The organism is Pedobacter sp. AC379, assembly GCF_979258145.1.
Window position 1 is genome coordinate 3,974,859 of the sequence record NZ_OZ409839.1, and the last position, 14,311, is coordinate 3,989,169.

Annotated in this window: 9 protein-coding genes; 1 reads left to right on the forward strand and 8 read right to left on the reverse strand. The window is 43.9% G+C overall.

Annotated features, from left to right (window positions below):
- Nucleotides 1–47: 47 nt before the first annotated feature.
- The 5 genes from ACZZZW_RS17355 to ACZZZW_RS17375 form a co-directional block, all read right to left on the reverse strand.
- The gene (locus ACZZZW_RS17355; RefSeq protein WP_463495250.1) at nt 48–2,513 is read right to left on the reverse strand and encodes a TraG family conjugative transposon ATPase; all 2,466 of its coding nucleotides are present in this window, start codon (nt 2,511–2,513) and stop codon (nt 48–50) included.
- Nucleotides 2,510–2,836 (reverse strand): DUF4133 domain-containing protein, encoded by a 327-nt coding sequence (locus tag ACZZZW_RS17360; RefSeq protein ID WP_463495252.1) that lies wholly within the window; start codon nt 2,834–2,836, stop codon nt 2,510–2,512. The genes ACZZZW_RS17355 and ACZZZW_RS17360 overlap by 4 nt, the downstream gene beginning before the upstream one ends.
- 2 nt (nt 2,837–2,838) lie before the next feature.
- On the reverse strand, nt 2,839–3,183 hold the full coding sequence (locus ACZZZW_RS17365; RefSeq protein ID WP_463495254.1) for a DUF4134 domain-containing protein: 345 nt from the start codon (nt 3,181–3,183) through the stop codon (nt 2,839–2,841).
- 70 nt (nt 3,184–3,253) lie between these two features.
- A complete protein-coding gene (locus tag ACZZZW_RS17370) occupies nt 3,254–3,781 on the reverse strand; it encodes a hypothetical protein (RefSeq protein ID WP_463495256.1) in 528 nt (175 codons plus the stop codon).
- A gap of 155 nt (nt 3,782–3,936) precedes the next feature.
- Complete coding sequence (locus ACZZZW_RS17375; protein ID WP_463495258.1) at nt 3,937–4,827, reverse strand: RteC domain-containing protein; 891 nt, start codon at nt 4,825–4,827, stop codon at nt 3,937–3,939.
- Between the two features lie 409 nt (nt 4,828–5,236).
- On the opposite strand from ACZZZW_RS17375, the gene ACZZZW_RS17380 reads away from it, so the two are divergent.
- Nucleotides 5,237–5,854 (forward strand): Crp/Fnr family transcriptional regulator, encoded by a 618-nt coding sequence (locus ACZZZW_RS17380; RefSeq protein ID WP_463495260.1) that lies wholly within the window; start codon nt 5,237–5,239, stop codon nt 5,852–5,854.
- A 482-nt stretch (nt 5,855–6,336) separates the two neighbouring features.
- Here the strand turns inward: ACZZZW_RS17380 and ACZZZW_RS17385 are convergent, their stop codons facing one another.
- From ACZZZW_RS17385 to ACZZZW_RS17395, 3 genes are all read right to left on the reverse strand, one after another.
- A complete protein-coding gene (locus ACZZZW_RS17385) occupies nt 6,337–6,624 on the reverse strand; it encodes a hypothetical protein (protein ID WP_463495262.1) in 288 nt (95 codons plus the stop codon).
- 307 nt (nt 6,625–6,931) lie between these two features.
- Entirely contained in the window at nt 6,932–10,501 is a 3,570-nt protein-coding gene (locus tag ACZZZW_RS17390) for a DUF6443 domain-containing protein (protein ID WP_463495263.1), read from the reverse strand.
- Between the two features lie 28 nt (nt 10,502–10,529).
- Nucleotides 10,530–14,291 (reverse strand): DUF5977 domain-containing protein, encoded by a 3,762-nt coding sequence (locus ACZZZW_RS17395; protein ID WP_463495265.1) that lies wholly within the window; start codon nt 14,289–14,291, stop codon nt 10,530–10,532.
- Between the last annotated feature and the right edge of the window lie 20 nt (nt 14,292–14,311).

Below are 14,311 nucleotides of genomic sequence, written 5' to 3' on the forward strand. Positions count from 1 at the left end.
GTTACATCAAATGCTAATCATCTATTAATCATGTGACCTGCGTCTGTTTAGTTTTTCTTCCGCGCCCTCATCTCTGCCGCCAGCACCGATATTCCTTTCTGGATACTGCCATAACGCGCGGCGTACTCCTGCACCAATATCTTTTCTCGCTCCTCTGTGGTATAGGCCAAATATTCTTCAATACTTACCTCTGTCCTGTATACTTTGCTCATCTGCCCACCAAGCGAGATAAAGATTTCCTTGTATTTAAGTTTTGGATCATTGGCCTTATTCATCGAAAGTACCAGTGCCTTTTCTTTATCGGTCAGTCCAAGCAACTCCTGGATCTGGTCAAACTTGTTCTGGTACTTACTCTGATCGAGCAGGATCTTGCAGTCCGCATTGTTGATAATCGCCTGCTTTACGATAGGTGAGGAAATCACGTCTTCAATTTCCTGGGTGACCACGATCGGTTCCCCAAAAAACTTACGCATCGTTTTAAATAAGTAGCGGATGTATTCAGCCATACCCTCCTTCGCTATCGCTTTCCAGCATTCTTCGATCAGTACCACTTTGCGGATCCCTTTCAGTTTCCGCATTTTAGATATCACCATTTCCATAATGATCAGCGTTACTACCGGAAATAAAATCGGGTGGTCTTTCACATTATCCAGCTCAAAAACAATAAAGCGTTCCTGCAGCATATCCAGGTTTTCAGAAGCATTGAGCAGGTAATCAAACTCCCCTCCACGGTAATAGGGATTGAGCACATAAAGAAAATTCCCGACATCAAAATCCTTTTCCTTAACTTTTCCGTCAGATAATACCTGCATATATTCCGACATCAAAAACTCGTAGAAGGAATTAAAACAGGGAAAAATATCACTCCTTGACTCCAGATGCTCATAATACAGTTTAAGCGCATTGGATATTGCCACATATTCTGACCTACGGTAAGGCTCATCATCCTTTTTCCACAAAGCCAAAAGCAAAGTTTTAATGCTTTCCTTTTTCTCGGTATCCATCTGATCCCCATCAGAGAGAAAAAAAGGATTGAACTTGATCGGATCCTCCTCGCTATAGGTAAAATAATAACCTCCTACCAGCTCGCATAAGCCTTTATAACTGTGCCCGATATCCACCAATATGCAGTGCGCCCCCTGCTCATAATAAGACCGCATCATATGGTTCACTGCAAAAGACTTTCCCGATCCCGATGGCCCGATGAGTAACTTTGCCCGATTGGTAATCAGCCCCTTTTCCCATGGCTCATCACTGATATCCACATGCACTGGTTTTCCTGTCAATCGGTCCCCCATGCGGATCCCGAATGGGCTTAAAGAACTCTGATAAGCCGTTTCCAGATTAAAAAAGCAAGCCGCCTGCTCTAAAAAAGTATCAAACGTGTCGTTCATCGGAAAGTCCGCCGCATTTCCCGGCAAACCCGCCCACCAAACTTGAGCCTGTCCGTCAGTCTCTCTTTTGGCCGAAGCATCCAGCCCCGCCATCGCGGAACCCACCAAATTTTTCAGATTCAACGACTTCGATCGGTCGGAAGACCATGCCAGCACATTAAAGTGTGCCTTAACCGGCAAACGCTGCGAAGCTACCGCCTCATTTAAAAAATCATTTACCGCATCGCGGGATAAAGCATTCTCTCTGGAATAGGCTGACAGCGACTGCAAACGCAGTTTCTTAGCCTCCAGCCTTTTCAGCACTTTATCCCTGTCACTTATAAAAATATACTGGTTTAAAATATGGTTACAGGATAACAGCGATCCCAAAGGGCTTGCAAAACCGATACTGAATTTTGACCTGTCCGAACTGTATTTATCATAGTTGATCCTTGGGCCACAAAGTGCTGGCAGTTCTTCCACGTCCGAAAGCGTATACAGCTCACAGCGTTTATCCCCCACCCGGATTTCATCGCGCAAATGGATATCGGAAATCAGAGGCATCTCCCCTTTGCCCAATAAAAAGCAATAGCGTTCGATCAGTCCCGGCTTATTGGCCGTTCCCGCAAGTTCATCATCCAACAGCCTAACCAGAGACACAAAACCGCTATCCGACAAAATCTGGACAAACTGCCCCGCATAATCCAGGAAGGAAGAAAACAATGTCGCATCCACCGTCTGTTCCGGCACAATACGCTTGCGCAAAATATTGCTGTAAGCTGAATTGGAAAGCTTCCGGCCCATTGGCTTCGCGGTCAGCATCACATAACACTCATGCTCCAAAAATTCCCGCTCATTAAAAAAACGCTCCGATGCTCCCGATAAAAAACTGTGTTCTGCTGAAAAATCAGCCTTGAACCTGCTTTCTAAAAACCAGTCCTGTTTATGCAGCACTGTTCCCACCGGCAATACCCTGATCGCTTTTACCCAGGCCTGGTGATAACTTTCGTAATCCCTTTCCGAGAGCGTAAAGATTTCCGGCAATGCCAACCTGAACACCACCGTCAGGTCTCCCTGCATCGATTGGATACAGTCATGCTCTACCTTATATATCGGAATTATATCTGCTGCCTCGATCATGACCGTACATTTTTAAGCCCTGTAAATAACCGTCTTGAGCGGAATACCAGAAAACGGGGAATACCGCGTTTCGCTAAAAACTTCAGCAAACCATGCTCCCCGAACTTCGCGCTCATGCGGAATACAGAGACAAACAACCCGCCTCCAAACACAGCTACCAATACCATCAAAAATACCAAAGGCACGCCCGATACATAACCTATAGCAAAACCGATCAACATCAGCACCAGGCCCAAAGCCAGATAAGCAATGTACTGCGCTTTCAGGCCCTTAAAGACAATCGGCCTTCCCACCCCTTTATTGATATGATATACAGTAGCCATGCCTATATCCCGAAAAATGATTTTAAAACCGTCGCCACAATCACCAAAAACACGCAGGAACCAAACCAGGCTGAAGCTACCTTTGATGTATCCGGCTCCCCCGCGTTCCACTTATTAAAGACCTTGACAGCGCCTATGATGCCCATCACTGCACCGATGGCATACATCAGGTCACAGCCGCTATCGAAATAACCCTTCACCTTATTTGTCGCCTCCTGGATCCCTGCATCGCCATCCTGGGCAAAAAGCGGCAGGGATGATAAAAACAGACACCAGCAAAAAACATAAACCGTCAATAGAAATTTGGCAAAAAGCGTCCTTGAAGGGCTATTGAATTGATTTTTCATAGAAAATAGATGTTAAACTTAAGATAGATGTAGGGTTAAATAGAGACTTCTTAACCAGAAAAGATTTGCCTTAATACCAGAGATTTTCCAGTTCCTCAGCACTCAGGTGAAAAGCCGCATGTTCCGCTATATATTCATTGATGCGTCTGATCCTTGGATGCGAAGCCATTCCCGGATAATTCTCCTTTACCGCTTTCATCAGATCTAAAAAGTTGCGCTTATTGCCATCTTCTTTGGCCAGGATCAGAAACACATTTTTAATTTCCTCCAATAAATCCGGCACCAGCCCCTGCTGATCCTCAACATCACGCCCATCAAAATCCATGAAACCTATATCTTCCATCCCCACTGAGCTCATGCCCCCGGGCAATTTTGCTTTGCCCATCAGGTCACCAGCCCCAGGCTCACCTGCATCAGCCGAACCTGTGTTTTGCTGACCTCGGTCAGCACGCTGATCAGCCCACTTTCCAGTGTTTCCGACACCAAATGGCCCGCGCTTCCTTTTCAGATAAAAAAACATCAAAACACCACCATACCAGACCAGTGCCAAAACCAATAACACCACTATTAACTGAAGAGTAGAAAAACCATGCAACATAACAGCTCAACTTTTTCCCAGCACACCATTGTCCTGGGATTTGATAAAGCAAAGTTGCGTACTGCCAAAATCCTCCTATCCAACATTGGATAGGTTGGATTTGAATCAGCCATAAAACAGCTTTTAACCACATCTCCAAAAGCTATAGCGCCTCACTAAAAACCATTTCTCCGCCTTGCCTTTTCCGGATCGTAAGCATCATCCTCATCCATTTTTTTTAGCACCGCCAGTTTCATCATATCCAGAAAGGCCGTTTTACTCATTGTTTTTCTTGACTTCAGATCATCAAAGCCGCGTTTGGGCACCCTAAGATTTACCCCGAAAAACGTACCCACCACTTTGAACAGCTCCACAATACCGATACTGCCATTATTGACCTGTCCCGTTAAATGAATGCCATGTACCAGTTCAATCAGGTGGATATCCTCTCCTGTCCATTTGAACTCCCGCTGCAAACTGCCCAAGGGATCAACCACTGTCGAAGACAAGGGACCCCGTCCCGAAAGAGAATGCATCAGCGCCAGGATTTCATTACGCAAACGCTCCTTCGCCAAAAACGAGCTCACCAGCTCAGACATCACAGTGCCCAGAAACGGCTCATAACCCAATACAACCGGCTGGAGTACATTCCTGCAATCGCGCCGAGTGTAAAAAAGCTCATCCAGCATACCACCATCCAGCTTGAAATAATTGTAGTGCAAAGTGTTCTGCTCAAAAAAAGCAGCAATAGCGCTCAACCTGGAGAGGTAATATTTCTTTTTCGCCTTCAGCCCGGATTCGGGAACGCCCGCCAAAAAATAATGATATTCCGTATAATACACGATTAAAGACTTGAATCTGGGATAGGTGAATTTATAATAACCGATCTCTTCCTGTGTATCCAAAAGCGGATGAGCAGATACAAAATCAGTCAAGTCCTTCAGCGCATCCGCAACTGCAGAAACCTGCGCCTTAAGCAGCGGCACAGGAGACAACTCCCCGAGGGATAAAGATTCCAGCCGGGTATGAAGTTCACCCAGCAGATTTTCACTAAACTTGTTGTACATAGGTTGATATTTAGATAACTTCCCACCTCGCCTGTTAACCGGCAACAACTTTCACAGGCAGAAAAAATAAATTCATCTTAGGCAATGGTCTGTTGAAGAATATAAGCTAAAACGCCCGACAGCGATCAGATCCTTTCCTACATGCTTTTCATTGCGCCAATTTCCGTGAAGTCTTTGCCTACTGGTAAAGTCCATTCACATCTAGTCTAGCATCCCATATCTACTTCACCTTCTTTACTATCAACATTTTTTCGAGTCAAACAATAAACAGAAAGCATTAACATCACCCGAACAGCAATACCCATAATAAACCGCTCCATAACCCGTTATAAAAAAGTATCCGTTCCGACAGGACAATATTACCCCGTTTAAAAATAACTATGGTTGATTTGTGACACAATCGATCAACATGCCACAATTTAACAACCGCGAAGCCGACCTACTGGAAACATTAAGCTTCATCATCCCCCTTCCGACCCCCATGCAAAAGCGCGTAAAAGATGAAAGCCTTATAGAAACTTTCGAGCGTAAAAAACTCCTTTTATCACCCGGTGAAACTGCACGCCGCCTCTACTTTATTCGCAGTGGATTCCTGCGCGCCTATTTCATTGACGAGAACGGAAACGAATGCACCACTTGGTTTACCGGCAAAGGCGATCTGATGATCTCCGTGAATAGCTTCTTCACCCAGCAGCCTTCAAATGAGTACATAGAAGTGCTGCAGGAATGCAAACTGCAGTCCCTTACCTGGCTCGAACTCAATGCGTATTACGCCGACTTCAGCGAGGGTAATCTATTGGGCAGGCTCATCACCCAGCGGTATTTTATCCTGAGCGAAGAAAGAGCTATCTTACTGCGCACCCGCAGCCCCGAACAACGCTATGATCTGTTACTCAGAAACCATCCCGAAATCGAGCAACAGACCACCCAACAGAACATCGCCTCCTACCTCGGCATCAGCCGTGAAACACTTAGCAGAATCCGCCGAAAAAAAACCAGAATGTGTCACCAGACACAAAACCGCTAAAACACAACAGGCATTTTTCATTTAAAAAAGATCTGCTTGTTATTCCGTAACGTTAAATAAAACCAACCCTCAATCGGAACAGAAGTTGATACGATATAGATGACCAATAACAGATTTCTTTCCTGATTTCCTGTTTCAATTCCTCCTGATCCACTTTAATTATCTTTTATGGTATACCCCAGAACAATATGAAATTATTAGGCTAGTCTTCTCAAACTTGGGCTACTCAAGAAATAACAAAGCCCGGCAATTTTTAACACTGCCGGGCTTTCTATATCAGTTAAAACGGTCTAAGCGAGACGCTAAGACTAGGTGAGTTTTCTGACCATGTGCGTCAAAACTGATGGTACAGACATGCTTCCATGTATTGGATTATTTAGCACATAATGATATGGATTGGCATCGTAATGATTTTCTGCCATTGGATCTATCACATTCCACTTACAATTATATTGGAGTTTTTAGAATCCTTTCCATTGACACTATTGATCATTAAGTTTCGAAAAGACCAAAAATTCAAAAGGCTGAACTTTCCTTCCTAGTTCTACAATGACTTTCTCGACAACGTCTGATGACTGAAGTGCCGTAAACTCTGCCATGATATCGTCAATATATTCATCCTCTTCTTCGCTGCGAGAAGTAAGGATGATTTTAACGTAAACCTTTATCCCTCTTATTTTAAAGGATGCACTAATGAAATTATCGTTCACGTTGCGGTGTAGCGCATCTGCCAAATTGCAGGTTTGGAGGGAAATGTAATTATCGCTCATGTTGTATATGCTTTAGAAAAAAGTAAAAAGTCCAACCAATCATAAGCACTGGGAAGCCAACATCCCTTATCCATGTTAAAGCTTCCTTTAGTTATGCTAACTGTCGATACGCTTATCTCAAAATCAGTAAGACTCTGCTCCAAAGCCGGACGATATTTAGTACTGAGTGAGGCACCCTCAATGAGAACGATCTGGATTTCTATCTTTCTAGAACTGACCCGGTAGCTGATGTCAAGTATCTCATTTGGCATATCCTTGAGAAAGATATGTATCAATGCACATTTGATCCTTAAATATTCGTTTTCTATTACCATTTCCAAAATCCATTAGGTGTTGTGGGCACAATGCTCGGTGCTTTGGTGCCCTTCAACATAAAAACATTTGTTGGCTGGCCTGTAATCCCTACTCCCAAATTCACATTTGTTCCTGTTACAGAATTGACCCTAAACATTTGGTGCCCATTTTTCGTTACGCCAAGAAACTCTGCTGTCCCCGCATGTATTTCATTTAAAACAGCCTGTGCATCCTTCATATTATTGAGATAACCTTTTCCCGCATCTGCCGTTTTCAGCAAGTGCCTCACCTGTTTCTGTGATATTTTACTACTTACCTCAGCAAGTTCAGGCGCAGCGCCCTTAGCAGCAGCTCCAAGATTCGACAAAGGTAATGATAAAACAGTAAGGGCGCTGCCAAATCTTCTGTCAAGGGAGCCTTGCGCGCCGTAGGTTGCGAGTAGATCCTCGCCATACATGTTCCGGACGTTTTCCGGAGTGTTGGCAAGCATTGAACTAAAAATATAGATCTCGTTAGAAAAATCCTCGAGGAGCCTACCTGCCATAGCGCCCTGTGGATTTATAACAAACATCTCATCGTTATAGTGACGCCATGCTTTGCCGAAACTGAATTTAGGCCTGTATTCGGTTATGGTCCCCGGATCTGATGCCGCTGTTGGCAGTTTCCTCCCCTGTTGCAGCTTTGCCCACAAGGGCTTTGTTCCCGAGACCTCCACATCGCTCAGAAATCCCGCGTTAAACTGGACTTCCATCCAACCTATTGGAATATCATAGTAGTCGGGAATCCATACCATATCTTTGGCAGAGCCGAAAATAGGTTTGATCCATGGATCTATGTCCATTCCATCGGGATCCGTAAGAGAAATTGGATTGTTGACAACATAAGCTAATGGTGAGCTGGAGGCATAACTCTCCGCATGCGGATCGGGGGTATTCCACCTTGCAATCTCGGGATTGTAAAAACGTGCTCCATAATCCAGTTCCCCTAATTCGTCCTGTAGCTCCTTCCCATTGTACAAATAACGGTTGCTTCCTCCCTGAATGCTGGCCCGTTTACCAAAAGCATAATAATCATCCTTTTGTATCACCCTAGCAGAACCATTAATCGGACTTTTGTCAAAAGTTACCCTTACATTGCCAAGATGATCGGTAAGGTCATATTGCAATTTGTAGGAACCATCGGACTGGCGGACCGCGCGTCCTCCTTCTACTAGCACAAAATCGATATTATGGTTTCCACTGACATCCCCGTACTGTAATCCGCCAGCATACTCAGTGAAGCCCGTTGCACTGCTGAGTTTGCTCAGCATCATTCCTTCAGCATCATAGGTGTACGATATGTTCTGACTTCCTGTTATGGCACTGGGCCTATTGAGTATATTATAGTCAACATGTACATTGTTTTTTGACCCGTCAACTTTTGTATTTCCATTGTCATCGTAAACATAGTTTGCCGGATAAAGTCCGGCTCCGCTTACAGAAGTGAGCCTATTGCCATCATATTGATAGGTAATTGGATCTCCGTCCCTGGACATCGATGTAATATTTCCATTTTTGTCATAGGTTATGCCATTTTCCGACATCTGGGGTGATTCCCCTTTGGTCAGCCTGTTTAGATCATCGTATTCGTAATTGTAGAACTGGAAATCCGGATTGGTCGAACCCCACCTTATCGATGATATATTGCCATTGTACTGTGGAGTGGCCTCGTTGGCATTTTCATAGGAGAGCTCAAATGTAAATAGAGGTGAGGTCTGATTGAGCGGCCATCCCCGCCCATTATAGGTAAGTTCTGTAGAATTCAGAAAGCTGGCTCCGCCATCTTCAGAATGGATTTTTCTGGAAACCAATTGATCTATCTCGTTGTACTTGTTTTGGGAGATGAGTATTTCCGCAGATCCATTTATGCTCTGCCAACTATTTATCTGACGGCCATTATGATCATACTGGTATCTTTTTGACAGGCTCAAAGATACCGTACCGCCTGCATTATGAACGGTATTGATATTGGTCAACTCACCGTTAAACTTGTAGGTGCTATTTGTTTCTTCAAAATTCCCCTCGACTGCGTTGCCACCAAGATAATGCTGTTCAAATGCCCTTACCGTTCTTCCCCTGTCATCATAGTACAAAACAGTCCATAACATAGCTGATGGATTTCCAAGTATAGCCTTTTTCGAAGCCGTGAGCTGTCCATTGACCATTTTACTATGTTCACTTGCCTTATTGTATATTGCCGGTAGCCCAGGCATATTATAGTCATCGTAGTAGTTGATGGTTAATATTGCTGTTATATCTGCATTTGGAAGACTTAAATTTGTATATCCATTTGGCCCACCATTATCCCTTGTTTCCCAGAGTGTCGGCTGTCCCGAGAGCGTGCCCTGAAGAACAAGCCTATGTGAATTGTCCGGCAACAGATTACTAGGTTGAGCACTGCTGCCCGGATAGGTATATATTCCGGAAAGGATCGGCCTCCCCAGTGCATCGTATTTTGCAAAGGACCATTCTTGGGGTGATTTATTTCTCTGATTTGCATCCTGGACCATTATCAGCTGTCCCGCAGAATTATAAACAAAGAATTCCCAGCCCTTACCGGGCACCTTCTTTTCAACAACCCTGTTCTCCGAATCATATCTGTACTGGTAGCAGTATTTATCAAGGATATCCTGACTGATTCCACCTACATGATCAGATTCAGCGCCCGGCGGCAGGATAAAACTGAGATTATTGAACTGGTCATACACAAAATAGGTGGTTAGGACGTCCAAAGCCCAAGTCGTCCGATCTCTGTTGAATGTTCTCCGTGCAACAACCCTACCCGTCTTGTCCTGATACTCCTCGATGCTACCATCCTGTGTATCATCCGGACAGTCCTCATCCTTATAAACCTTTACATCTAGCAAATAGTCTGCATAAATTTCCGAACCGTTTGTTCGATTGAGGGTAGAGATTCCATTTGTCCCTGTCTGAGCAGAGTAAAGGGCTAATTTTCTTGATTCTGGATCACCATCCATAATTGAATTGTTGTGATGACGCAGGAATCTCTTTGAGATCCCATTCAGCGAAGACCATGGTTCAGAAGGAGAATATTCCTTTGTCTTTTCTCCAATTGGAGATGCTTCAAACTGATGTTCAAAATAAGGAAAAGTATTAGCGGTAATGCCCGTTGGGGGAGCGAGGTAAAAAGCCCGCTGCATATTGATAACATTGTTGATATATGCCCCATTGGCCTGAGAAGCAGCATATGGAAGCATTTTCATTGCTTCCCTGCCCAGATAGTCATAGTCGTTTGCAATTACGATGTCCTTATGCTCTGGGCTTCCCTGTACAAGTATAGACTGGATCGGGCGGTTTAACCCATCGTAATATTGGACGCTCTGCCTCATGTCGCACAGGTTTGATACAGCAAGTTGTGAGCTGCTGGTAAAACCTTCTGACTGGGGAGACCATACCAATTGATAATTAGCCGATTGGGTCGGCAGCGTCGCTACAGGAATACAGTTACCGGGCACGTTGTGCTGTGCATGTAAAACAGTTGTACACCTAAGGATTATAAAGACTGCTGTGAGTATTCTTTTCATGGCGAAACGTTGATTTTTAGGAAGAGAATTAAAATCTGTAGGTATGTAAATTAAGATAAAAGTTACCCGTCTCATCAGGCAGCAAGGTATACTCATAGCTTGTATTTTCCTCAAAATTGGCCGAATAATAATCACTGAAGTATGTCCGTGTTCTGGAAAGTACATACTGGCCGATATTTGCTGATGATGTCGCTGAACTTTCCGCTCTGTCATCGACACCGTGTGCGATCTTATCTACTCCGTTGCTCCAGGTCGACTTTATCCCCAACTTAAAATCTATATTTGCAGGAGGGACAGCAGGTACGGTGCAGCTTTCGTCCTGGTAAAAAGATATATATATATCTGCAACCTCTTGGTTTTCATCGCCAACGGTGATGAATTGTCTATTTTTTATCTCGATCCTCCCGAACACTCCACATTTACCATTTTCATTTGCATAAGCCTGCCCCTTTGCACTGATCTCGTTTGTCGCCTGTTGGTCTGCATCGGACTGACTGATGTATGAAAAGTGTTTCCCTTCTGCCACCAGATAGGTTATCGGAAAAGGCCCCGAACAGTAAGATGCTCTGAAAACAGCTGATTTTTCCTTGTTGATGAATACCGGAGATGATTCTTGTGGATAAGTATGATTGACGATATGCTTAACGATATTTTTTCTATAATCCCGGACAGTCTCCAGTCTGTTGAACTGGTCATAGCCATAGGACAGGGTATATCCCCTTTGATCAGTGTTTGAAATTATCCCCAATTTTGGATCATAGCAACTTGAACTTATCGTCGCATCTATCGGAATAACTATGATTTGGTCAACGGCCTGGCCTGCACTTATTGAATACGGTGCGTTATATGGTTGGAACCCGCTATATTGCCACACCCCTGATTGGAGATACCAATATGATATCTTGTAGTTCCGGGCAGTTGAGGGAGTAAAATTTACCGTAAAACCGCCGTTCAGAAATTTATTTCCACTATATGCATTTCCTGAGGTAACGTTGGGATCGGTAGAATTTTCAAAATCCTCAAAGAATATTTCCCCCTGATCCGTATTTTCTGCCCTGGCGATAATGTAGTTGTTCTGATAGCCCCAGATTTTTGCAGTCTTTCCGGTCACAGATGAGTTGGACTGGGTATTGTTGCCATATTCATCGTATGCACTATTACTCGTTACCAGTTTTCCTTTCGAATAAATGTTTTCAGGAAGTATCAGGCTTTTTTGATTGATATTGAATACTTTATAGCCGATTTTCTCATCAGACAGGACAATCCCATTCCTTTTGGTCACTTTCCCAAGAGACATCGCTATCCTTCCCTCGCTGTAGAGCTGGTTAACCGCGTCTATCTCTGACTGGTTCTGATAGGAAACCATAGCCCGGTCCAAAACATATCTGTACTCCACGCCCGTAGTTGACCCATCGCTGTTGATAGATGACATTGATGCCATAAGCAACGGGCATTCCGGTTTATACGAATAGGTGATTTTGCCATGCATAGCACTCTCGTTTTTGATAAAGTTGGTCTCCAAAGTCTCTTTGAGCAGCATGTTCCTTGATATATAATCATAGTATCCAATATTGAAATACGAGGTAGAGTAACCCTGCACCACACCGTTTGTCGTTAGGAGCTTTGCCGGAGTGGACTTCATCCCCCTGACGCGGACTTCATTCACACTCATTTCGTAGGTATTTGTTACTCTTTTGAGCAAAAAGCCATTTTTATCAAAAGTGGACACCTCTTTTGGAAGCCCCCTTGCGAACGCATAAGAGGTAGCAGGGGTGAAAGGACTACTGTTTGGGCTTATCCGGTTCAGAAAAACAAAATTATAGTTCACCCTCATTTGATTGGTCAGATCAGGAAATTCATTCGAGTCAGTAAAGCGGGTGACAATCTTTCCGTCACCTACATTTTCTATACTTACCTCACTATACCCAAGAACAGCACCATCGCTATCGAACAGGCTATTGAAAGAGGTTGAACTGCGGACCATAAATGGGGAATACATAACAGAAGTGTAGGAAAGAGAACCGTTGAGGATCCGGTCAATGCCCATATTCACTACTGTACTGATCATATTCTGGCTCATGGAAACCGGAAGCACGAGACATCCGTATTGGGTCGTGGGGATGGCAAAGTTTGGTATGTTCTGGCTGGAAAAATTCACAGGATTAAATGGCAGTTGGTTGTCGGTGTGTTCAAAACTTGAAAAATATAAAGGGGTTGGCACACTCAGTTTACCGGTACAACGGCCCGTATCATTCCGATAACTGTACTTTGAAAGAACAGGTGCTTTACCATAACCCGGAACATTCAGAATTTTCGCTACACGTATCCCACCTCCTAATTCTTCCACTGCTTTTGAATCATTGAAATAACGGTTGGATTCCATGAAAAATTCACGGTACCCACCAGTTTGGAACAAAATTTTCCTTAGACTACCAGCCAGTGCCCTTACCGAGTCAGGTCTCTTATATTTATCCATCTGGTCTATTTCACCGGGGAAGTGTCCGTAAGGATTGGTATTGTAATATCCCCAGTGGTCAACCTCTGACGAACTCCTTTCCGGAAGTTGGACGGCACTGTATTCAAACCGGTAAAGTGGCATTGATTCATTGTTTCCGGAAGCCGAAACTGCATTTACCGAATTCAGTCTCAACCTATAATGTTCATTGGTGGGTTGAGCAGAAGGAGAAACGAAATAATCATGCTGAAAGGTGAAAACATTTTTTAATGAATTGGTGTAATCCTTTATCTCCAATCTGGTCAGAATTCTTCCGTTGTTCAAATCACTACGGTTTGTTTCATAGTAAAAGTAAGCAGATTCGTTACCGGTTATGATTGAACTCAGGTATTTCGGGCTTTCTTGGCTTTCAATCTGGTTACTCTGCCACTCTGCCTGGTCGGTGGTCTCAGTTTCACTTTCGTGATGGTCTGGAATAATCGGAATCCCAAGAAAATATTTTGCTTTGGTAAAGGTATGTGTGGTTTTTATGCGGTATCTAGACATCTTCCGGTATGAAGTTACAGCAGTCGGCAGCCCTGTCTCATAGTTAAAGTTTATCGTAGAGACATTATTGATCGTTTTTAATGTCTTGAGATACCAGGTGGATGTAAAGGTCAGGATTTTGCTACCATTCTCTCCCTGCAGTGTTGAAGTAGTTGTCTCCCTTGACGAAGTTTCGGTTCCCAGCTCAAACCGGTTACCGTAGAGATCGGCAAGTACCCATCCTGTTATTCCCATTTCTTGCTTAAATGGACTATTGAGGATTCTGATCCCGTTATCTGGCAAAAGAACAGCATTCCCGTTCCTATCCAACACAAATTTGCCAGTGATACCGTTTATGCTATAGTAAAACATATCTGGTTCGGAATCTATGGTATTATCATAAATTGCAAAAAGGGTTGTTGAAGTCATGGGAGACTCCAACTGGTTGCCCATATTATTATTCAAATAACCGTTTGGTTCTTCATCGGGCAGTCCACGGACCACCCTTGAGATCATGGAATTTGCACTCAGGGACCAGCCTAGTCCAACGCTGCTTGCCACATCCTGAACTTTGATCCCGGAAGAACTATAGCTAAAATTAATTGGAATTGCATACCCCTTTGCCTGTAAATTGTACAGATCAGCAGTGATGACCGGAGCGCCACGATATAAGTTCACCGGTGAATTTATTGTCTTTAAAGTGGCACTGGCATTCGCCGAGGGCTGCAGGTCCGACCCCATCTGGTCGAACTGGGCCTTGGCAACAAGAAAATAAAAACTTAACAGAGCAAGAAGAGAGAGCTTTTTCATATCTGGTTATTTGGGCGTTC

What these genes read in the sequence shown, in the direction of transcription:
- ACZZZW_RS17355 (WP_463495250.1), bottom strand. Translation starts at nt 2,513, where the DNA reads ATGATCGAGGCAGCAGATATAATTCCGATATATAAGGTAGAGCATGAC.
- ACZZZW_RS17360 (WP_463495252.1), bottom strand. Translation starts at nt 2,836, where the DNA reads ATGGCTACTGTATATCATATCAATAAAGGGGTGGGAAGGCCGATTGTC.
- ACZZZW_RS17365 (WP_463495254.1), bottom strand. Translation starts at nt 3,183, where the DNA reads ATGAAAAATCAATTCAATAGCCCTTCAAGGACGCTTTTTGCCAAATTT.
- ACZZZW_RS17370 (WP_463495256.1), bottom strand. Translation starts at nt 3,781, where the DNA reads ATGTTGCATGGTTTTTCTACTCTTCAGTTAATAGTGGTGTTATTGGTT.
- ACZZZW_RS17375 (WP_463495258.1), bottom strand. Translation starts at nt 4,827, where the DNA reads ATGTACAACAAGTTTAGTGAAAATCTGCTGGGTGAACTTCATACCCGG.
- ACZZZW_RS17380 (WP_463495260.1), top strand. Translation starts at nt 5,237, where the DNA reads ATGCCACAATTTAACAACCGCGAAGCCGACCTACTGGAAACATTAAGC.
- ACZZZW_RS17385 (WP_463495262.1), bottom strand. Translation starts at nt 6,624, where the DNA reads ATGAGCGATAATTACATTTCCCTCCAAACCTGCAATTTGGCAGATGCG.
- ACZZZW_RS17390 (WP_463495263.1), bottom strand. Translation starts at nt 10,501, where the DNA reads ATGAAAAGAATACTCACAGCAGTCTTTATAATCCTTAGGTGTACAACT.
- ACZZZW_RS17395 (WP_463495265.1), bottom strand. Translation starts at nt 14,291, where the DNA reads ATGAAAAAGCTCTCTCTTCTTGCTCTGTTAAGTTTTTATTTTCTTGTT.